The 19,564-nt window shown below is 74.9% G+C and carries 16 protein-coding genes and 1 tRNA gene; 7 read left to right on the top strand and 10 right to left on the bottom strand.

All coding sequences use genetic code 11. The annotated features are described in order from the left end of the window. Positions 1–48 precede the first annotated feature (48 nt). Positions 49–1,146, top strand: coding sequence for a DNA topoisomerase IB (locus ACQPX6_RS22085; protein WP_433782552.1), 1,098 nt, complete (start codon positions 49–51; stop codon positions 1,144–1,146). A gap of 15 nt (positions 1,147–1,161) precedes the next feature. On the opposite strand, the gene ACQPX6_RS22080 is transcribed toward ACQPX6_RS22085, so the two are convergent. After that, on the bottom strand, positions 1,162–1,971 hold the full coding sequence (locus tag ACQPX6_RS22080; protein ID WP_433782551.1) for an ATP-binding protein: 810 nt from the start codon (positions 1,969–1,971) through the stop codon (positions 1,162–1,164). A 107-nt stretch (positions 1,972–2,078) separates the two neighbouring features. Between ACQPX6_RS22080 and ACQPX6_RS22075 the strand changes: the two genes are divergently transcribed. Further along, positions 2,079–2,570, top strand: coding sequence for a proteasome activator (locus ACQPX6_RS22075; RefSeq protein ID WP_433788324.1), 492 nt, complete (start codon positions 2,079–2,081; stop codon positions 2,568–2,570). 3 nt (positions 2,571–2,573) lie between these two features. Here ACQPX6_RS22075 and ACQPX6_RS22070 read toward each other — a convergent pair whose 3' ends face one another. Further along, positions 2,574–2,894, bottom strand: a complete 321-nt coding sequence (locus ACQPX6_RS22070) for a WhiB family transcriptional regulator (protein WP_433782550.1) — start codon at positions 2,892–2,894, stop codon at positions 2,574–2,576. Positions 2,895–3,189: 295 nt separating this feature from the next. Here ACQPX6_RS22070 and ACQPX6_RS22065 point away from each other — a divergent pair, with 295 nt between their 5' ends. The 3 genes from ACQPX6_RS22065 to ACQPX6_RS22055 all read left to right on the top strand — a co-directional run bounded on the left by ACQPX6_RS22065 (position 3,190) and on the right by ACQPX6_RS22055 (position 4,907). Next, positions 3,190–3,555: an anti-sigma factor antagonist gene (locus ACQPX6_RS22065; protein WP_165825783.1), complete on the top strand. Its 366-nt coding sequence runs from the start codon at positions 3,190–3,192 to the stop codon at positions 3,553–3,555. Between the two features lie 90 nt (positions 3,556–3,645). Further along, positions 3,646–4,092 (top strand): ATP-binding protein, encoded by a 447-nt coding sequence (locus ACQPX6_RS22060; RefSeq protein WP_433782549.1) that lies wholly within the window; start codon positions 3,646–3,648, stop codon positions 4,090–4,092. A gap of 77 nt (positions 4,093–4,169) precedes the next feature. Then, positions 4,170–4,907, top strand: coding sequence for an RNA polymerase sigma factor SigF (locus ACQPX6_RS22055; RefSeq protein ID WP_433788323.1), 738 nt, complete (start codon positions 4,170–4,172; stop codon positions 4,905–4,907). A gap of 67 nt (positions 4,908–4,974) precedes the next feature. On the opposite strand, the gene ACQPX6_RS22050 is transcribed toward ACQPX6_RS22055, so the two are convergent. The 7 genes from ACQPX6_RS22050 to ACQPX6_RS22020 all read right to left on the bottom strand — a co-directional run bounded on the left by ACQPX6_RS22050 (position 4,975) and on the right by ACQPX6_RS22020 (position 15,063). Then, positions 4,975–6,231 (bottom strand): cytochrome P450, encoded by a 1,257-nt coding sequence (locus ACQPX6_RS22050; protein ID WP_433782548.1) that lies wholly within the window; start codon positions 6,229–6,231, stop codon positions 4,975–4,977. Between the two features lie 103 nt (positions 6,232–6,334). Continuing rightward, positions 6,335–8,143 carry a selenocysteine-specific translation elongation factor gene (selB, locus tag ACQPX6_RS22045; RefSeq protein ID WP_433782547.1) on the bottom strand — a complete coding sequence of 603 codons (1,809 nt, stop codon included), beginning with the start codon at positions 8,141–8,143 and terminating at the stop codon, positions 6,335–6,337. Then, on the bottom strand, positions 8,140–9,420 hold the full coding sequence (gene selA, locus ACQPX6_RS22040; RefSeq protein ID WP_433782546.1) for an L-seryl-tRNA(Sec) selenium transferase: 1,281 nt from the start codon (positions 9,418–9,420) through the stop codon (positions 8,140–8,142). The genes selB and selA overlap by 4 nt, the downstream gene beginning before the upstream one ends. A gap of 73 nt (positions 9,421–9,493) precedes the next feature. Further along, positions 9,494–10,573, bottom strand: a complete 1,080-nt coding sequence (gene nrfD / locus ACQPX6_RS22035; RefSeq protein WP_433782545.1) for an NrfD/PsrC family molybdoenzyme membrane anchor subunit — start codon at positions 10,571–10,573, stop codon at positions 9,494–9,496. Then, positions 10,570–11,634, bottom strand: coding sequence for a 4Fe-4S dicluster domain-containing protein (locus ACQPX6_RS22030; protein WP_433782544.1), 1,065 nt, complete (start codon positions 11,632–11,634; stop codon positions 10,570–10,572). Before ACQPX6_RS22030 ends, nrfD begins: the two co-directional genes overlap by 4 nt. Beyond that, positions 11,634–14,909: a formate dehydrogenase gene (gene fdh, locus ACQPX6_RS22025; protein WP_433782543.1), complete on the bottom strand. Its 3,276-nt coding sequence runs from the start codon at positions 14,907–14,909 to the stop codon at positions 11,634–11,636. Before fdh ends, ACQPX6_RS22030 begins: the two co-directional genes overlap by 1 nt. Before the next feature lie 58 nt (positions 14,910–14,967). Beyond that, positions 14,968–15,063: transfer RNA gene (locus tag ACQPX6_RS22020), tRNA-Sec, on the bottom strand. Between the two features lie 76 nt (positions 15,064–15,139). Between ACQPX6_RS22020 and ACQPX6_RS22015 the strand changes: the two genes are divergently transcribed. Together ACQPX6_RS22015 and ACQPX6_RS22010 are read left to right on the top strand one after the other, a co-directional pair. Beyond that, positions 15,140–16,657 carry an SLC13 family permease gene (locus ACQPX6_RS22015; protein WP_433782542.1) on the top strand — a complete coding sequence of 506 codons (1,518 nt, stop codon included), beginning with the start codon at positions 15,140–15,142 and terminating at the stop codon, positions 16,655–16,657. Beyond that, positions 16,657–18,141 (top strand): gluconokinase, encoded by a 1,485-nt coding sequence (locus ACQPX6_RS22010; RefSeq protein ID WP_433782541.1) that lies wholly within the window; start codon positions 16,657–16,659, stop codon positions 18,139–18,141. Before ACQPX6_RS22015 ends, ACQPX6_RS22010 begins: the two co-directional genes overlap by 1 nt. Here ACQPX6_RS22010 and ACQPX6_RS22005 read toward each other — a convergent pair. Continuing rightward, positions 18,138–19,562, bottom strand: a complete 1,425-nt coding sequence (locus ACQPX6_RS22005; RefSeq protein ID WP_433782540.1) for a WS/DGAT/MGAT family O-acyltransferase — start codon at positions 19,560–19,562, stop codon at positions 18,138–18,140. The two genes, ACQPX6_RS22010 and ACQPX6_RS22005, sit on opposite strands and share 4 nt — an antisense overlap. Positions 19,563–19,564 lie beyond the last annotated feature (2 nt).

The raw sequence follows: 19,564 nt of genomic DNA, 5'->3' as shown, positions 1-19,564 counted from the left end.
CGCCAGAAACGGCGTTCGGGGCAACCCTGCGGGGGGTAGACCGGCCCGGTGGAACTGGTGCACACCGAGCCCTACGGACCCGGTATCGGCCGACGGAAGCGGGGCAAGGGGTTCAGCTACTTCGACCGCGAGAGCGGGGAGCCCGTCACCGACGCGGCGCACCTCGACCGCATCAAGTCCATCGTCATCCCGCCCGCGTGGGAGGACGTCTGGATCTGCCCCGACCCGGCCGGCCACATCCAGGCCGTCGGCAACGACGCCGCCGGACGACGCCAGTACCGGTACCACGAGGAGTGGACCAAGCAGCGCGACCAGGAGAAGTTCTTGCGCGTCGCGCGCCTGGGCGCGGTCATCGGCGACGCCCGCGAGGAGATCGCGAAGCGCCTGACCAGCAGCAGCGGCCTCGGACGCGACCGGGTGCTCGCCGGCGCGGTCTGGATGCTCGACCTCGGCGTCTTCCGCGTCGGTGGCGAGGAGTACGCCAGCGACGACTCGCCCGGCGACGCCTCCTTCGGCCTCGCGACGCTGCGCCGCGAGCACGCGGTGGCGCGCCGCGACGGCGCCGTCGAGTTCCGCTACACCGCGAAGTCCGGCGTGCCGCGCCGGATCACGATCCACGACGAGCACATCCACGGCCTCGTGTCGTCGCTCAAGCGCCGCCGCGGTGGCGGCGAGGACCTGCTGGCGTTCCGGCGCGGCGGCCGCGGCGGCGACCGCGGACCGTGGCACGACGTCACGGCCCAGGACGTCAACGACGCCGTGCGCGAGCTGATCGGCGAGGAGTTCACGGCGAAGGATCTGCGCACCTGGAACGCCGGGGTGCAGGCGGCCGTCGCGCTCGCGGGCGAGGTCGACGACTCCGGCGTGCCGCCGCGGGCGCAGCGCAAGGTCAAGGGCGCGGTGACCCGCACGATGAAGGCGGTCGCCGAGCAGCTCGGCAACACCCCCGCGGTGTGCAAGCGCTCCTACGTCGACCCCGTGATCGTCACCGGGTTCGAGGCCGGGCGCACCATCGCCGCCGCCCTGCGCGAGGGTGCCGGGGGCGACGACCAGGCCATGCGCCGGCGCGTCGAGGCGGCCGTGCTCGAGCTGCTCGACGAGCGCCTGGCCGGCGGCGCGGACACCGTGGCGGTCGCCGCCGCCTGACCGGGAGCCGGTCGGTCAGACGGTCTCCATCTGCGCCCACACGGTCTTGCCGTCGCGGTGGGCCTCCACGCCCCACGACTGCGCGACCGCGGCCACCATCGCGAGGCCGCGCCCGCGCGGGGCCCGGGCGTCGGGCAGGTGGGCGCCGGGCAGCTCGCTGAGGTCGAAGTCGCGCACCATCAGCCGCAGCGAGCGGTCACGGCGCCACACCTCGACCACCGACGCGCTCGACGCGTGCTCGACGGCGTTGGTGACCAGCTCGGTCACGACGATCTCCGCGGCCTCCTGGGCGTCCTCGTCGATGCCCCAGCGCCGGCAGACGCGCCGGACGTGCCTGCGGGCGTCACCGGGAGCGCGCGGATCGACCTCGAAGTGCCAGTAGCCGCGCAGCAGCTCGGGGCGGTCGTCGAGGTGCGCGGTCGCCGTGTCGACGTCGGGCTGCACGAGCACGCGCTCGGCCACGCGGGAGCTGACGAGCAGCGCCGCGAGGGTGGCGTCGGGACCGGCCAGCGCGAGGCGCACGTCGGGCCACTCGCCGGCGCGGGCCGCGGCCTCGGAGAAGGCGTGCACCGCCCCGGAGTGGGTCAGCTCGACCGCGGAGACGTCGGCGACGACGCCGCCGTGGCGGACCAGCAGCGCGTGGAGGCGCTGGACGAGGGGGCGCACGGCGCGCTCGGAGAGCCGGCCGCGCAGCGCGACGACGACCGGGGCGCCGGGGGGTGGATCGGGATCGGCAGGCCGCACCGCGGCGTCGCCCGCCGTGTGCGCTCCGTCAGCGTCGCCGGTCCCCGTGTGCTCGAGGGCCAGCTCGATCCTGGTCTCCACCACTCACCTCCGGCCCCTGGTACCCCGCCCCCGGCCCAGCGAAGCACTCGCCGGACCCCGGCCGCACGGGTCCCGTCGGCGCGACGGGCGGCGGCCGGGACGCCATGATGGGCACCATGAGTGATCAGGACGAACGGCCCTCGTCGGCCCTCGCCGCGGCCGCCGCCTCGGGCGCGGGCGAGGGCGCGGGCACGGGGGACCTGGTGGCGTCCCCCGGTGCGGTGATGCGGGTGGCCGGCATGGTCGGCAAGCTCGTCGAGGAGGTGCGGGCGGCCCCGCTTGACGAGGCGGGACGCGCGCGCCTGGCCGACATCCACGAGCGCTCGATCCACGAGCTCGAGCAGGGCCTGGCCCCGGAGCTGCGCGACGAGCTGCAGCGGATCACCCTGCCGTTCTCGACGGAGGCGGCGCCGTCGCAGGCCGAGCTGCGGATCGCGCAGGCCCAGCTGCTGGGGTGGCTCGAGGGGCTCTTCCACGGCATCCAGAGCGCCGTGCTCGCGCAGCAGATGGCGGCGCGGGGCCAGCTCGAGCAGATGCGTCAGGGACGGGGCGGTCGGGCGGTCGCGCCGGGGGAGAGCGGCGGCGGGCAGTACCTCTGAGGCTCAGCGGGCCTCGAAGACCACCGCACCGCGCTCGGGGTCGGCGGGACGGCCGCCACGCAGGGCGAGGCGACGCTCGTCCTCGGTGAGTCCGCCCCAGACGCCGTAGGGCTCGCGGGTCGCGAGGGCGTGGCGGCGGCACGGCTCGATCACGGGGCAGGAGGCGCAGACCTTCTTCGCCTCGGCGGCGCGGTGCTCGCGGCGCGGACCACGCTCGCCGTCGGGGTGGAAGAAGAAGCTCGAGTCCATCCCGCGGCACGCACCGTGGAGCTGCCAGTCCCACTCGTCGATGATGGGACCGGGCAGGAGTCGGATGTCGGCCATGGCGGTCCTCCCAGTCGGGGCGCCCGGATGGACCATCACCACCCTCGGCCCGGTGTCAGCAGCGCGGGTATCCCCTCGGCTCCGCGAGGGCAAACACCCACGAACGGCCCAGGCCACGCACGATCGTGGAACGCGGCGATGTGACCGGGACGCGGGCGCCGTCACGCCGTGCCCACGGGGGGTGACGAGTAGGGTGTCCACCATTCCCGCTACGTTGCGGCGGGACGGGCGACGAGCGCGAGGCGCTCCGACGCCCATTCCATGCGAAAGACCAGACGGAGGGGGACCAGACGCCGTGGCCACCGATGACGACCTCACTGCAGAGGACCCGCTCGGCGTGGACGTGCAGCGGTCGAACGGCGCGTCGGTCATCCGGCTGGCCGGCGAGATCGACATGCTGACGACGCCGGCGCTGCGCGCGAAGGTGAACGAGGAACTGCAGGGCAAGCCCTCGGTGCTCGTGCTCGACATGCTCTCGGTCGAGTTCCTCGGCTCCAGCGGCCTCGCGCTGCTGGTCGAGGCGCTCGACGAGTCGCGCAACCGCGACGTGGCGCTGCGCCTGGTGGCGAACTCCCGGCCGGTCAGCCGGCCGCTGCAGGCCACCGGGCTCACCGATCTCTTCGCGCTCTACCCGTCGGTCGAGGCCGCGCTCGCCGGATGATCCGGCGGGGGCCTGCCGCCCGCCCCGACTCCGTCGATACGGTGACCCCCCACCGACCTCCTCACCTGCCGCGAACGGAGATCAGCAGCCGTGCAGACGCCGGAACCGCAGCAGCGTGACCGCTCGGCCACCGCCACCGACGCCGGTGGCGACCTGGCCGAGACCCCGACACCCGTCGAGGTCCGCGTGCACGCCGACCCCGCGCTGATCCCATCGGTGCGCGCCGTCGCCGCCGACCTCGCCGCGCGCGCCGACTTCGACCTCGACGCCGTGTCCGACCTGCGCATGGCGGTCGACGAGGCCTGCTCCGCGCTGGTGCCGCTGGCGCGCGAGGGTGGCCAGCTGCGCTGCGGGTTCGTCATGAGCGAGGGCCGCATCGACGTGATCTGCCGGGTGCCCGTCGCCGACGAGGCCACGCTGCGCCAGGACACGTTCGGGTGGCGTGTGCTCACGACCCTCACCGACGACGCCCAGGTGCTCGACGCCGACCCCGAGTGGCTCGGCATCCGTCTGCGCAAGCAACGGCTCAACCCGTGAGCGAGCCGGCGCGCACCCTCTCGGGTGGCGGAGGCGGCTCGTCCCGGCGCGAGGACTCCTACGAGCACCTCGTGCCCATGCTCACCGAGCACGCCGGGCTCCCGGCCGACGACCCCCGCCGCGAGGCCCTGCGCGACCGCCTCGTCGAGGGCTACCTGCCGCTCGCCCGGCACATCGCGCGGCGCTTCGCCCAGCGTGGCGAGCCGCAGGAGGACCTCGAGCAGGTCGCCACCGTCGGCCTCATCCACGCCGTCGACCGGTTCTCCCCGGAGCGCGGCTCGGACTTCCTGTCCTACGCGGTCCCGACCATCACCGGCGAGGTGCGGCGGTACTTCCGCGACAAGGCGTGGTCGACGCGCGTGCCCCGCCGGCTCAAGGACCTGCGCCTGGCCATCGGGTCGGCGATGCCGCATCTGTCCCAGGAGCTCAACCGCGCACCCACGGCCGGTGAGCTCGCCGAGCACCTGCAGCGCAGCCGCGAGGAGGTGCTCGAGGCCCTCGAGGCGGCGAACGCCTACCGGTCCTCGAGCCTCGACGACATGCTCGTCGACGACCCGTCGTCCGGGCGCCTGGCCGATGTGCTGGGCAGCGCCGACGCCGAGCTCGAGCAGGTCGAGCACCGCGAGACGGTGCAGCCGGCGCTGCGCAAGCTCCCCGAGCGCGAGCGCACGATCGTCATGCTCCGCTTCTTCGGCGGGATGACGCAGACCCAGATCGCCGAGCGCGTCGGGGTCTCGCAGATGCACGTCTCGCGCCTGCTCACCCGCACCCTCGCGGCTCTGCGCGCCGACCTCACGGACACCTCCTCCTCCTGAGCGTGGCGCACGGCGTGTGCCAGCGTGGGGGCCACGCTGGCGTTCAACGCGTGGAAATCCCCCACGATCACATCGCGACCGGCAGGCGCAGGTAGCTGCGCAGCAGCAGCGACCGCCGCCGCACCGCGCCCGGGACCCGGTGCAGCGTCGGCATCCGCTCCGCCAGCGCCCCGAGCGCGACCCGCCCCTCGAGCCGCGCCAGCGCCGCGCCGAGGCAGTAGTGGATCCCGCCCGAGAACGCGAGGTGCTCGCCCTTCGTCGGCCGGTCGAGGTCGAACACGTCGGGGTCGGCGTGCACCTCGGGGTCCCGCCCGGCCGGGCCGAGCATCGCCATCACCACCGTGTCCGGGGCGACGTCGCGCTCGCCGAGGCGCACGGTCTCGTGGGGGGTGCGCGCCGTGAACTGGATCGGCGGTTCGAACCGCAGGGTCTCCTCGACGGCGTCGCCGGCGCGTGCCGGATCGGCCGCCAGCTGCGCCCACGGCTCGCGGGCATCGGTCATCGCCGCCACCGCGTTGGCGAGCAGGCTGCTCGTCGTCTCGAACCCGGCGAGCAGCAGCAGCGCGGCGAGGCTGATCGCCTCCTGGGCGTCGGCGTCCTCTGCGGCGAGGTGGCTGATGAGGTCGTCGGCGGGGTCGTGGCGCCGGCGCTCCAGCAGGTCACCCAGCAGGCCGCGCAGCTCGGCCACCGCGGCGTCGAGCCGGTGCAGCGCGCGCAGCGACCGCACCCCGCCGAGCCCTGCCCCGACCGCCTGCCCCCACCGCGCGAACGCCCCCGCGTCGGCGTCGGGCACCCCGAGGATCTCCGCGATGACGGCCACCGGCAGCGGGGTCGCGACGTCGGCGAGGAGGTCGAAGCGCCCGCGGCGGGCGGCGTCGTCGGTCAGCCGCTCGGCCAGCCGGACGACCAGCGGCTCGTAGGCGTCGACCCGCGCCGGCGTGAAGAAGCCGCCCACCAGGCGCCGCAGCCGCGTGTGGTCGGGCGGGTCCATCCCGAGGAACGAGAGCTCGACGGGCTCGAGCAGCGGGTCACGCCCGCCCTCGACCGAGCCGCCGAGCGAACCGCCGGACCGCGTCCGCACGAGGAACCGGCGATCCCGGACGAGCTCGCGGCACAGCGCGGCCGTGGCGACGACGAGCACGCCGCTGCGGCTGGCGTACGGCTGCGCGGCCTCGCGGAGCTGGCGCTGGAGCGGCGCCGGGTCGTCGATCCACGGCCGGTAGAGCAGGCGGAGCACCGGGTCGCCGCTCAGCGCGAGCGCGAACCCCCCGGCGCGGACCACGGCCAGCCGCGCGCCGAGCGCGACGTCGCGACGCAGGTCCACGCGCCGATCCTGGCGCGCCCCGGGACGGCGGGGAAGCCGGTGATCGTGGGGGCTTTGCACGCGTTGGACGCCAGCGTGGCCCCCACGCTGGCACGAGGACACGTCACCGCAGCGCGTGCCGGCCCTCCGCGTCACGGCGCGTGCGGCCCTGCTTCGCCAGGTACTCCAGCAACGGCACCGCGACGCGCCGGGTGGTGCCCAGCGCCTGGCGCGCCTCGGACAGCGTGAACGGCGAGGGCAGGTCCGCCAGGCGCGCCACGGCGGCGTCCGCGGCGTCGGGCGCCAGGTAGATCCCGTCGCCGACCTTGAGCAGCGCCCCCTCCTTGACCGCCGCGCCCAGCTCGCGGGTGCGCAGGCCCAGCTCCGCGAGCCGGTGGGCCTCGGGCGCGTTGAACGGCGCGTCGGCGAGGTCCTCGCGCACCGTCGCCACCGCGGCGCGCACGGCGTCGGGCAGCCCCCCGGCGTCGCGCGCCCGGATCCGCCCGCCCGCCGCGGCCAGCGACGCCGCCCCGGGCTCGGCGAGCACGAGGTCGAGCAGGCGCGGGTCGGGCAGTTCGAGAGCCCGCGCCGCCGCCCTCGCGGGCAGGCCCGGGTCCAGCGGCTCGGACTCGGCGTGCGCGACGACCGCCTCGACCAACCTCCGCGCCAGCACCGGGAGGTGCCCCGGGTCGACCAGCCACCCGCCCGTCGCGGGGATGTCGGCCGGCACCTCCGCGCCCAGCGCCACCAGCTCGTCGTGCCGCATCAGCCGCCGGCGCGCCAGCTCGGCGTGGGCGTCGGGGGCGCCCTCGGCGGTCGCCAGCTCCCCGGCCCGCGCCCGCGCCGCCCCGCGCCGGCGCAGCGACGGCGGCCGCACGTCGAGCACCGTCACCCCGCCCAGCACCCGGTGCACGCCCGGGTCGCGCAGCAGCGCGTGGTCGCCGGGCCGCAGCGGCAACGCCTCGCGCAGGGTCAGCCGCACGGTCCGCGTGACGCCGTCGGCGTCGTCGGGGGCATCGGCGCGCGACAGCGGCCGCACCCGCGCCGCCACCGCCGCCGACCCGACGTGCACCATCACCTGCTTCGGGAGCTCCTCGGCAACGGAAGCACCCCGCGGCGGCCCCACCCGCACGTCCACCACGTCGCTGCGCAGCCACCGCCCCGGGGTGGTCAGGGCGTCGCCGCGGCCCACCTCGTCGAGCCCCACCCCACGCAGGTTCAGCGCCACGCGGGCCACGGCCCGCACCGGGTCGACGCTCTCCCCGAGCGCCTGCATCCCGCGGACGACGACGGTCCGGTCGCCCAGCGCGAGCTCGTCGCCCACCCGCACCGTGCCCGCCCCGAGCGTCCCGGTCACCACCGTCCCCGCCCCGCGCACCGTGAACGCGCGGTCGACCCACAGGCGCACGTCGGCGTCGAGATCCGGGGCGGGCAACCCGCTGACGAGCTGCGACAACGTCGAGCGCAGGTCCGGAAGACCCGCACCCGTCGTCCCCGAGACGCACACCGCCGGCAGGCGCCCCAGCGACGACTCCGCGAGGTGCTCGAGCGCCTCGTCCCGCGCCAGCTCCGGGTCCGCGAGGTCGCTGCGGGTGACGACGAGCAGCCCGTCCCGCACCCCGAGGGCGTCGAGGGCGTCGAGGTGCTCGGTCGACTGCGGCATCCACCCCGAGTCGGCAGCGACCACGAACATCGTCGCCGGCACCGGCCCGACCCCGGCGAGCATCTGCGTCACGAAGCGCTCGTGACCCGGGACGTCGACGAAGGCCACCGGCTCGTCGAGACCCGGCAACGTCGTCCAGGCGAAGCCGAGATCGATCGTCATGCCGCGCCGGCGTTCCTCGGCCCAGCGGTCAGGCTCCATCCCCGTCAGTGCGCGGACCAGCGTCGACTTGCCGTGGTCGACGTGGCCGGCAGTGGCCACGACTCTCACCGCAGCGCCCGGGCGATTGCGTCGGCGAGCCGGTCGTCGGCGTCCGCCGGCACCGAGCGCAGATCGACGACGCAGCGGCCCTGCTCGACGCGCGCGACGACGGGGTCCGCGCCCGCCCGCAGCGCCTCGGCCGCCGCGGACGGCAGCGCGACGCCCGCGCTCGGCAGCTCGACACCGGGCGCGCCGCCCCCGCCGACCTGGGCCGCGCAGTCCACCGCCGTGCCGCCCACCTTCGCGGCGAGGTCCTCGGCCCGGGCGCGCAGCGCGCCGACGTCGACCTCGAGCATCGCGCGCACCGGCGGCGTCGGCCCGCGCAGCGTCGCCTCCAGCGCGGCGAGCGTCAGCTTGTCGACGCGCAGCGCGCGCGCCAGCGGGTGGCGGCGCAGGCGGTGCACGAGGTCGGCATCACCGAGCAGCAGCCCGGCCTGGGGGCCGCCGAGGAGCTTGTCGCCGGACGCGGTGACGAGGTCGGCCCCGGCGCGGAGCTCGGTGGTCGCGTCCGGCTCGGCGGGCAACAGCGGGTGCGGGGCGAGCAGACCCGACCCGATGTCCGACACCACGGGGACGCCCAGGCCGACGAGCTCCGAGACCGGCACCGACGACGTGAACCCGGTGACGACGAAGTTCGACGGGTGGACCTTGAGGATCATCCCGGTGTCGGGGCCGACGGCGTCCGCGTAGTCGGCGCGGTGGACCCGGTTCGTCGTGCCGACCTCGCGCAGCCGCGCGCCCGTCGACTCCAGCAGGTCGGGCAGCCGGAACCCGTCGCCGATCTCGACCATCTCGCCGCGCGCGATGACGATCTGGCGCCCGGCCGCCAGCGCGGTCGCGGCGAGGATCAGCGCGGCGGCCCCGTTGTTCGTGACGTGCGCCCCGCCGGCGTCGGGCACCGCCGCCGCCAGCGCCGCCAGCGCGCCCGCACCCCGCCGCCCGCGCCCGCCCGTCGCGAGGTCGAGCTCGACGTCCGTGGTCCCGGCCGCCGCGTCGAGCGCGTCGCGGGCGGCCGCCGACAGCGGCGCGCGCCCGAGGTTGGTGTGCAGCAGGACCCCGGTGGCGTTGAGGACGGGGCGCAGGGACGCGGCACTCGCCGGCAGCGTCGCGACGACCTCGTCGGCGACGGCCTCGGGCGCGATGTCCCCGGCCCGCGCACGGCCCTGCGCCGCGAGCACGACCTCCTTGACCCGCGCGCGCCCGAGCGTCGCGAGCGCGGGCTCCAGCCGCGCGTCCGCGAGCACGGTGTCGGTGCGCGGCACCCGCCGGCGGGGGTCGTCACTCATCGCGGCCCATCTTGGCGCTCCGCGCTCGTGCGCGCTCGCCCGTGCCGGGGCACGGGCAAGCACTCACAAGCCGTCAGGCAAAGGCGCGGTCCGGCGGGGCCTGGGTCGTCTCGTTCGTCGACTGCCGCTGCCGCAGGCGCTCGCGCTGGGGGACGACGATGTGCGCCGGGTCGTTCGCCGACGCGATGCCGGCGTCGAACACCCCGAACCGCGTCAGCGCCGAGCCCGCCATCAGCGCGAGCCCGGACAGGGCCGCCGACCAGCGCTTCTTCCGTCCCAGCAGGGTCCCGACCGCGCCTGCGGCCAGGCACGCCTTCGACGCCTTCATCAGCGTCCCGGCCCGGCCCTTGTGGTACACGTCGCCGAGCAGCCCGAGCGAGCGCTCCATGTATTCGCCGGCCACCAGCTCGACGGCCGCGCCCGCCACGGCGAGGCGCGCCGCGGGCTCGTTGTCCCGCACCGACGCGCCCACGAGGCCCATGCCGCCGCCGGCGGCCGCGGCGCTGCCGGCGAACACCACCGGCAGGACGCGGTGCGCCTCGTGCCAGGTCGGCACCGCGGTGTTCGAGAACAGCACCGCGGTGTAGGTGCCCAGCGCCGGGCCGATGACCGCCGACGCCGCCCCGGACGCGTCGCCCGCGCGCCGCAGCAGCCGGGCCAGCCCGGAGCTGCGGCGACGCACCACCGGCTCGACGAGCTCCGCCGCCACCGTCGCCGCGGCGAACGTCGCGAACGGCGAGAGGATCCAGGTGCCCACCGACAGCGGCGACGTCGGCTTGAACACCCGCAGCATGTGGTGGAACCGCGACGGCCGGTGCAGGTCGTGGACGAGGAACACGGTGCCGCCGATCGCGCCGCCGGCGGCGGCCAGGCGGCCGGTGCGGCGCAGGGTCGGGCGTCCGGTGGCCCCGCCCAGCGCGCCGAGCCCCGACGAAGTCGCGGCGAGGCCGCCCAGGAACAGGTACAGCGGGACGTCCGGGTTCTTCCACACCGGCGCCTTGATGATCGGGCGCCCGTAGTAGGAGCGGAACTCGGCCTCGGGGACCTGCAGCTCCTCGCCGCGCCCCCGACGCCTGCTGCCGCGAGGCTTCACCGCGTCGCGGTCGACCCCGTACCGCTGCGACATCTCCGTGTTGGTGTCGTGGCCGCTCATCGCCGTCCTCCCCAGAACGCCGCCACGACCGCCGCGCCCAGCCCGACGGCGGTCAGCGCCGCGTTGCGCCACATCTCGGGCAGGTCGCGCGTGGTGACGATCGGGTCCGGCGGCAGGCCGTAGACCTCCGGCTCGTCGAGCAGCAGGAAGAACGCGCCGTCGCCGCCCACGCCGTCGTCGGGGTCGCGCCCGTAGAGCCGGGCCTCCGCCACCCCGCGGCCGTGCAGCTCGGCCAGCCGCGCGTCGGCCGCGGCCTGGAGCTCGTCGAGGTCGCCGAACTGGATGGAGTTGGTGGGGCACGCCTTCGCGCACGCGGGCTCGAGTCCCTCGCCGAGGCGGTCGTAGCAGAGCGTGCACTTGTGGGCGCCGCCGTCGGACTCGCGCACGTCGATGACGCCGTACGGGCACGACGGCACGCAGTAGCCGCAGCCGTTGCAGATGTCGTCCTGGACGACGACCGTGCCGAACTCGGTGCGGAACAGCGCGCCGGTCGGGCACACGTCCAGGCAGCCCGCGTGCGTGCAGTGCTTGCAGACGTCGGAGGCCATCAGCCAGCGCACGTCGCGCTCGTCGTCGGGGGTCTGCTGGCCGTGCGCGCCGTCGTCGGGCAGCAGGGACAGCAGGTCGACGGTTCCGCCCCCGGGCGGGGCCGTGCCGGCGTCGCGCGGCGTGTGGCCGTTGCCGCCGCCGGTGACCGCAGGCAGCCCGGCGGGCAGGAAGCCCGTCTGCTGGCCCCCGTGCGCCGCCGTCGCCGACCCGTGCGGTCGGACGTCCTCGATGAACGCCACGTGCCGCCACGTCGACGACCCGAGGTCACCGGTGTTGTCGTAGGACATGCCGGTGAGGCGGTAGAGGTCGGAGGCGTCGGTGCCGTCGTCGGGCACCAGGTTCCACTCCTTGCACGCCACCTCGCAGGCCTTGCAACCGATGCAGACCGAGGTGTCGGTGAAGAAGCCGACCCGTTTGGGGTGGTCGCCCGACCAGCCCGCGTCGGTGGTGGGGTCGGGCAACGGCCCCGAGAGGGAGTTCGCCGTCCCCGAGAAGGCCTCGAACAGGCTCACTACGTGATCCCTCCCGCTTCCACGCCGGCCTTGCGCCGGTAGGACTCGACGAACTCCAGCAGCGCCGGTCCCCGCGGCCGCCGCCCGGGCTGGATGTCGCAGGTCGCCACCTTCGACTCCTGGATGTGGACGTTGGGGTCCATGACGACGCCCAGCAGGTCGTTGGCCGGATCGCCGGTGGACAGGCCGTTGGACCCCCAGTGGTAGGGCAGTCCGATCTGGTGGACGACGTGGTCCCCGATCCGCAGGGGCTTCATGCGCTCGGTGACCACCACCCGCGCCTCGATGGCCGTCCGCGCCGAGATCAGCGTGGCCCAGCCCAGGTGCTCGAGACCGCGCTCGGCGGCGAGCGCGGGGGAGATCTCGCAGAAGAACTCCGGCTGGAGCTCGGCGAGGTAGGGCAGGAACCGGCTCATCCCGCCCGCGGTGTGGTGCTCGGTGAGCCGGTAGGTGAGGAAGACGTAGGGATAGACCTCGCTCTGCGACGGGTTGATCCGGTTCCAGGCCCGGTCGATCCGCTCGAGCGCGGGGTTGTCCTGCTGGCCGTGCAGCAGGTTGGCCACCGGGGACTCGACCGGCTCGTAGTGCGTGGGCATCGGCCCGTCGGCCAGCCCCGCGGGCGCGTAGAGCCACGCCTTGCCGTCGGCCTGCATGATGAACGCGTCGGTGCCGGACAGGGCGTCCTGCCGCGTCGCCCCCTCCTCGGGGACGAACGACGGCGGCTTCGTCACCTCGAAGTCCGGGATGTCGTGCCCGGTCCACTTCCCCTGCTCGGCGTCCCACCAGACGTAGGCCTTGCGCTCGCTCCACGGCTTGCCCTCGGCGTCGGCGGAGGCGCGGTTGTACAGCGTGCGCCGGTTCATCGGCCACGCCCAGCCCCACTCGGCGGCCACCCAGTCCTGCTCGGACCCGGGCTTGCGCCGGTCGGCCTGGTTGACGCCGTCGGCGTACACGCCGGTGTAGATCCAGCACCCGGCGGTGGTCGACCCGTCGGCCTTGAGCTGCGTGTAGCTCGACAGGTGCTGCCCGTCGGCGTCGTAGCCGTTGATCTCGGCGAGCACCGACTCCGGGTCCGGCTCGTCGTGGACGCCGGACGTCGGGTAGTCCCAGGTCAGGTCGAGCAGCGGGCGGTCGCGCTCGTCCGTCGACGCCGCCAGCTTCTCCCGGATCTTCCTGCCCAGGTGGAAGTAGAAGTGCAGCTCGCTGCGCGCGTCGCCCGGCGGGTGCACGGCCTCGCGCCGCCACTGCAGCAGCCGCTGGGTGTTGGTGAAGGTGCCCGCCTTCTCGGTGTGGTTCGCGCAGGGCAGGAAGAAGACCTCGGTACCGATGTCCTCGGTCCGCATCTCCTCGGTCTCGATCTCGGGCCCGTCCTTCCAGAACGTGGCCGTCTCGATCATCTGCATGTCGCGGACCACGAGCCAGTCGAGGTTGGCCAGGCCGAGCCGCTGCATCTTGCCGTTGGCGTGCCCGATGGCCGGGTTCTCGCCGACGACGAAGTACCCGTAGGTCAACTTGTCGATCTGGTCGCGCACGATCCCATATGTGCCGTGGTCGCCGGTGAGGCGCGGGAGGTACGAGAACGCGAAGTCGTTCTCGGGGGTCGCCGCGTCGCCCCACCAGGCCTTGAGCAGGCTCACCAGGTAGGCGTCCATGTTGCCCCAGAAGCCCGTCTTGGCCGCGTCCGCGTCGAGGAACGACCGCAGGTCGTCGTGCAGGTGCGCGTTGGGCATCGGGATGTAGCCGGGCAGGATGTCGTAGAGCGTCGGGATGTCCGTCGAGCCCTGGATGCTGGCGTGCCCGCGCAGCGCGAGGATGCCGCCGCCGGGACGCCCCATGTTGCCCAGCAGCGTCTGCAGGATCGCGGCGCCGCGGATGTACTGCGCGCCGACGCTGTGGTGCGTCCAGCCCACCGAGTAGACCCACGCCGTGGTGCGCTCGCGGCCGGAGTTCTCGGTGATCGCCTCGGCGACCCGCAGGAACTCCGCGGCACTCATCCCGCACACCTGCGAGACGGCCTCGGGGGTGTAGCGGGCGTAGTGCCGCTTGAGCACCTGGTAGACGCAGCGCGGGTCCTGCAGGGTCTCGTCGCGCACCGGGGCGCTGGTCGCGTTGGCGGCGTCGCCGGCCCCGCCGCCGAGGTCCGATGCCATCGCGGCGTGGTGCTCGCGGAGCTCGCCCTGCTCGGTCTGGCCGCCGCCGTCGGTGCGCAGGTCGGACTCCCAGTGGTCGCGCATCCCCGCGGCCGGGGCCTCGTACTCGACGCCCTCGAGCTGCCAGCTGATCGGGTCGTAGCGACCGGTCTCGGCGTTGAAGCCCGAGAACAGCCCGGCCATGTCCTCGGTGTCGACGAAGTCCTCACCGACGATGTCGGCGGCGTTCGTGAACGTCGTGACGTACTCGCGGAAGTCCTTGCCCTCGCTCAGCACGTAGTTGATCAGTCCGCCGAGGAACGCGATGTCCGCGCCCGCCCGGAACGGCACGTGCAGATCGGCGACCGCGCTCGTCCGCGTGAACCGCGGGTCCACGTGGATGATCTTGGCGCCGCGCTTCTTCGCCTCCATCACCCACTGGAAGCCCACGGGGTGGGCCTCCGCCATGTTCGAGCCCTCGATGACGATGCAGTCCGAGTGCTGCAGGTCCTGCTGGAAGTTCGAGGCCCCGCCACGACCGAAGCTGGTCCCCAGACCGGGGACGGTGGCGGAGTGTCAAATGCGCGCCTGGTTCTCCACCTGGATCGCGCCGAGCGCCATGAACAGCTTCTTGATGAGGTAGTTCTCCTCGTTGTCCAGCGTCGCGCCGCCCAGGCTCGAGAAGCCCAGGGTGCGCCGCAGGACGCGGCCCTCGTCGTCGGTGTCCTGCCAGCCCCTGCGGCGGGCGTCGATCACGCGGTCGGCGATCATGTCGACCGCCGTGTCGAGGTCGAGGTCCTCCCACTCGGTGCCGTACGGGCGCCGGTAGCGCACCGTCGTCACGCGCGAGGGCGAGGTGACCAGCGACGTCGACGCCGAGCCCTTGGGGCACAGCCGCCCGCGGGAGATCGGCGAGTCGGGGTCGCCCTCGATCTGGGTGACGCGGCCGTCGCGGACGTAGATGTCCTGCCCGCAGCCGACAGCGCAGTACGGGCAGACCGACTTGACCACCTCGTCGGCGGCGTCGGTGCGCGGGCCGAGCGCCTTCGTCCGCGGCGACTGCACGGCCGCGCCGCGCGCGAGCGGGTCGGGACCGGTGGCCTGCCGGAACACCGGCCAGGCGCCGAGCCAGGTGCGAGCACCCACGTGACGGTTCCCCCGTGGTGTTGAGGAGCGGGTCTGCGACGTCGGAGAGCTGTGCGGTTGGCGGAGGCGGACGGGAATCGAACCCGCCTGGCCGAGATGCTCGGCCACTACGGTGTTGAAGACCGCGGGGGCCACCAGGCACCCTGACGCCTCCGCCGCGAAGAGTAGGCGGGGCCCCGCGACGGCGCAGATCGGGGCACGCCGGACACGCGCAGACCAGGGAGCCCGTCGTGTGGACCGCGATCGACACGCGTCTGGTGGTGACGGCGGCCGCGGTCGTCGTGCTGGTGATCGTCCTGATCACCTCCCGCCTGCGCCTGCACGCCTTCCCCGCGCTGATGGTCGGAGCGCTCGTCCTCGGCCTCGCCGCGGGCCTGGGGCCGACCGGCACCGTCGAGTCGTTCACCGACGGGGTCGGCGGCACGCTCGGCGACGTCGGCATCGTCCTCGGTCTCGGCACGATGCTGGGCAAGCTGCTCGCCGACTCCGGCGGCGCGGACCTGCTGGCCGAGACGATCCTGCGCCGCGCGGGGTACCGCGCGCTGCCGTGGGCGGTGGCCGGCCTGGCGATGGTGCTCGGCATCCCGCTGTTCTTCGAGATCGGCGTCGTGCTCGTGCTCCCGGTCGTCTTCGTCGTCGCCGTGCGGATGCTGCCCGCCGGCTCCGAGGACGGGCGCGACGAGTTCGGCCGCTCGGCGATCCTGCGCGTCGGCATCCCCGCGCTCGCCGGGCTCTCGGTGCTGCACGCCTTCGTCCCGCCCCACCCCGGCCCGCTCGTCGCCGTCGACGCGCTCGGCGCGGACCTCGGGCGCACCCTGCTCATCGGGCTCGTCCTCGCGATCCCCACCGTCGCCGTCGCGGGCCCGCTGTTCGGGCACTACGCCTCGCGCTGGGCCACCGCCTCGCCGCCGCCGGGGCTCGTGGGCGCCGGTTCCGAGCGAACGGGCCCTTCGGTCGAAAGAGTCGGCGACGGGGACCCGTCGCCGGGACCCTCGCCGGAACCGACGTCCGGCGCACCGTCCGGGCGAGGGGCGCCCACGGCCCGATCTACTGAGCGAAGGGCCCCTTCGCTCGAATCCGGCGCCACCCCCGGCCTCACCGCCACCCTCGTGACGATCCTGCTGCCCGTCGCCCTGATGCTCCTGCGCACGGTCGCCGACGTGGTGCTGCCCGACGGGACGGCCAAGGACGTCGCCGAGTTCGTCGGCGAGCCGATCGTCGCCCTGCTGCTCGCGCTGCTCCTGGCGCTGTGGACGTTCGGGTTCCGGCGGGGCCTCTCGGGCTCCCAGGTCTCGTCGCTCGCCGCGGCCGGCCTCGTCCCCGCCGCCTCGATCCTCCTGATCATCGGCGCCGGCGGCGGCTTCAAGCAGGTGCTCATCGACTCCGGCATCGGCGACTCGCTGGCCAAGGCCGCCGGCGGTCTCGGCATCCCGGTGCTCCTGCTCGCCTGGTTCGTCGCCGTCGTGATCCGCCTGGCCACGGGCTCGGCGACCGTCGCCACCGTGACCGCGGCGGGCATCGTCGCGCCGATCCTCGCCGTCGACCCCGGCGTCGACCCCGCCCTGGCCGTCCTCGCCATCGGCGCGGGCTCGGTGTTCTTCTCGCACGTCAACGACGCCGGGTTCTGGCTCGTGCGCGAGTACTTCGGCATGTCGGTGCGCGACACGTTCCGGACCTGGTCGGTGATGGAGACGATCGTGTCCGTGGTCGGCCTGGTCGTCGTGCTGCTGGCGAGCCTCGTCGTCTGATGCCGCCGACCCCGGACCTCGTCCTCGGCGTCGACATCGGCACCACCGCCACCAAGGCCGTCGCCTTCGGCACCGACGGCGCCGACCACGGCCACGGCGAGGCCGCCCACCGCCTCGACGAGCCCGAGCCCGGCGCCGCCGTCCAGGACCCCGAGGCGCTCTGGGAGGCGGTCGGTGACGCCGTGCGCGACGCCGTCGCCGACCTCGACCCGGCACGCGTGGCCGCCGTCGCGTTCAGCTCGGCGATGCACGGGCTGCTCGCCCTCGACGCCGGCGGCGACCCGATCGGCCCCCTGATCACCTGGGCCGACACCCGGGCGTCCGGCGTCGCGCGCGAGCTGCGGACCCGCCCCGGGGCGCTGGCCCTGCACCGGCGCACCGGCACCCCCGTCCACCCCATGAGCCCGATGGTCAAGCTCGCCTGGCTGCGCCGGGAACGCCCGAGCCTGCACGCCGCGGCGCACACCTGGGGCGGGGTCAAGGAGTTCGTGCTGGCCCGGGCCACCGGCGCCCGCGTCGCCGACACCTCCCTGAACTCCGGCACCGGCCTGCTCGACGTCGCCCTCGGCACCTGGGACCCCGAGGCCCTCGACCTCGCCGGCATCACCGCCGACGCCCTCGGCGAGCCCGTGGCGTCCACCGCGGTGATCGGCCGGCTGCGCGTGCGCGACTGGGGCCTGCCCGCCGGCGTGTCCGTGGTCGCCGGGGGCGGGGACGGTCCGCTGGCCAACCTCGGGGTCGGCGCCGTCCGCCCCGGGGTCGCCGCGTGCTCGATCGGCACCAGCGGGGCCCTGCGCGTCACCGTCGAACGGCCTGCCGTCGACCCCCGCGGCCGCGTGTTCTGCTACGGCCTCGCCGACGAGCGCTGGGTCGTGGGCGGGGCCATCACCAACGGCGGGCTCGTCCTCGACTGGGCACGCGAGACCCTGCACCGCGACGTCGACGACCTGCTCGAGCTGGCCGGCGCCGTGCCCGCGGGCGCCGACGGGCTGCTCGCCCTGCCCCACCTGCTCGCCGAGCGCGCGCCGCACTGGGACATCGGCGGGGCCGGGGCCCTCGTCGGCCTGCACCGCCGCCACGGCGCGGGCCACGTCACGCGGGCCCTGCTCGAGGGCGTGTGCCTGCAGCTGCGCCTGGTGCTCGACTCGATGCGCGAGGCCGGACTGGAGGTGCACGAGGTCCGCGCCACCGGGGGCTTCGCGCGCAGCCCGCTGTGGCGGCGCCTGCTCACCGACGCCCTCGGCCTGCCCGTCGGCTTCCCGACCGTCGACCAGGGCTCCGCGTTCGGCGCCGCCCTGCTCGGGATGCAGGGCGTGGGGCTGCTGCCGCCCGGCCCGGACGGCCTCGTCGACGCGGCCGAGCGCATCCCGATGGGGGAGACGCTGCACCCGGGCCCGGACGCCGCCGTGTACGCCGCGCGCCTGCCGCTGTTCGAGCAGGTGCACGACGTGCTCGGCGACGTCACCGCCGCCCTGGAGCGCTAGTCGCGGTCGGCCGCGTCGGCGACGGCCTCGAGCTCGACCAGCGCGTCCTCGAGGTAGCCCAGCAGGTGCTGCAGGTGCGGCACGGCCCGGCGGTCGCCGGTGATGCCGATCTCCATGGAGTCGGCGTACGACATGACCGTGACGTTGAGGGCCTGCCCGTCCAGCGGCACCGAGATCGGGTAGATGCCGTCGAGCTTCGCGCCCTCCCAGTACAGCGGGTCCTTCGGGCCGGGCACGTTGGAGATGATCAGGTTGAAGCCCTGGTTCACCGCCGACGACCCCGGGACGAGCCCCAGGCCGATGGGGGCGGCGACCACGGCCGACAGCGCGGCGATCGTCAGCGGGTCGCGGCCCTGGAGGTTCTCCTTGGCGGCCAGGCCGGAGTGCCGGATCTTGCGCAGCCGCTCGGCGGGGTCGGGCTCGTTCGTCGCCAGGTTGACCAGGATCGCGCCGAGGGCGTTGCCGGACCCGGAGTCCTCGAGGGCGACGGGCAGGGCGGCCACGAGCGGCCGGTCGGGCAGGCCCCCGTGCGCCTCGAGGTAGTGGCGCAGGGCGCCCGAGCTCATCGCCAGCATGACGTCGTTGACGGTCGTGCCGGTGCGCTCGCGGACCCGCTGGATGCGCTTGAGCGGCCACGACTGGGCGGCGAACCGCCGTGCTCCCGTGATCGGGACGTTGAGCATGGTCGGCGGGGCCTCGAACGGCAGCGCCAGGTCGTGGTCGACGAGGCCGCGGTACGCCGAGCCCACGAGCGCCGGACCGATGTTGAGCGACTGCCCGACCGACTCGGCCAGGGTGCCCGCCGTGCGCAGGGCGCCCCCGACGTACTCGCGCGCCGTCCCGATCACGCCCGCCGGGGCGGGCGCCGGCTCGCCCACCGGGCGGCTGCTGCGGCCCGGCCGCGGGTCGACCGCCCAGAACGGGGGCATGTCGCGCTTCTCGGGGTCGGTGCTCAGCGCCTTCTCGAGGTGCTTTATCGCGCGCACCCCGTCCATCATCGCGTGGTGGATCTTGCTGTAGACCGCGAAGCGGTCACCCTCCACGCCCTCGACGAGGTGGAACTCCCACAGCGGCCGGTGCCGGTCGAGCAGGCTGCCGTGCAGGCGGGAGACCAGCTCGAGCAGCTCGCGGATGCGCCCCGGACGCGGCAGCGCGGAGAGCCGGACGTGGTACTCGATGTCGACGTCGTCGTCGGTCGCCCACGCCCACTGGCCGAGCGTCGAGAGGCCCCGCGTCGCCCGGCGGCGGAACAGCGGCGCGATGTCGACGTCACCGGTCACGAGCGACCGGTGCAGGTCCGCGAGGAAGTCCGGACCGGCGCCCTCCGGCCGGTCGAACAGCATCAGCGAGCCGACGTGGGTGGGCCGCTCCCGCGACTCCGCCAGCAGGAACATCGCGTCCCGGAACGACATCGTCGCCATCG

The organism is Actinomycetospora sp. CA-101289, assembly GCF_050955895.1.
Taxonomy (GTDB): Bacteria; Actinomycetota; Actinomycetes; order Mycobacteriales; family Pseudonocardiaceae; genus Actinomycetospora.
The sequence above is the reverse complement of the archived record's forward strand: the minus strand, read 5'-3'. Positions and strand labels throughout refer to the sequence as shown.

Excerpts from the sequence above, each read along its gene's own strand:
- ACQPX6_RS22075 (WP_433788324.1), top strand. The coding sequence starts at position 2,079 with ATGGGCACCATGAGTGATCAGGACGAACGGCCCTCGTCGGCCCTCGCC.
- ACQPX6_RS22070 (WP_433782550.1), bottom strand. The coding sequence starts at position 2,894 with ATGGCCGACATCCGACTCCTGCCCGGTCCCATCATCGACGAGTGGGAC.
- ACQPX6_RS22055 (WP_433788323.1), top strand. The coding sequence starts at position 4,170 with ATGCTCACCGAGCACGCCGGGCTCCCGGCCGACGACCCCCGCCGCGAG.
- selA (WP_433782546.1), bottom strand. The coding sequence starts at position 9,420 with ATGAGTGACGACCCCCGCCGGCGGGTGCCGCGCACCGACACCGTGCTC.
- nrfD (WP_433782545.1), bottom strand. The coding sequence starts at position 10,573 with ATGAGCGGCCACGACACCAACACGGAGATGTCGCAGCGGTACGGGGTC.
- ACQPX6_RS22010 (WP_433782541.1), top strand. The coding sequence starts at position 16,657 with ATGCCGCCGACCCCGGACCTCGTCCTCGGCGTCGACATCGGCACCACC.
- ACQPX6_RS22005 (WP_433782540.1), bottom strand. The coding sequence starts at position 19,562 with ATGGCGACGATGTCGTTCCGGGACGCGATGTTCCTGCTGGCGGAGTCG.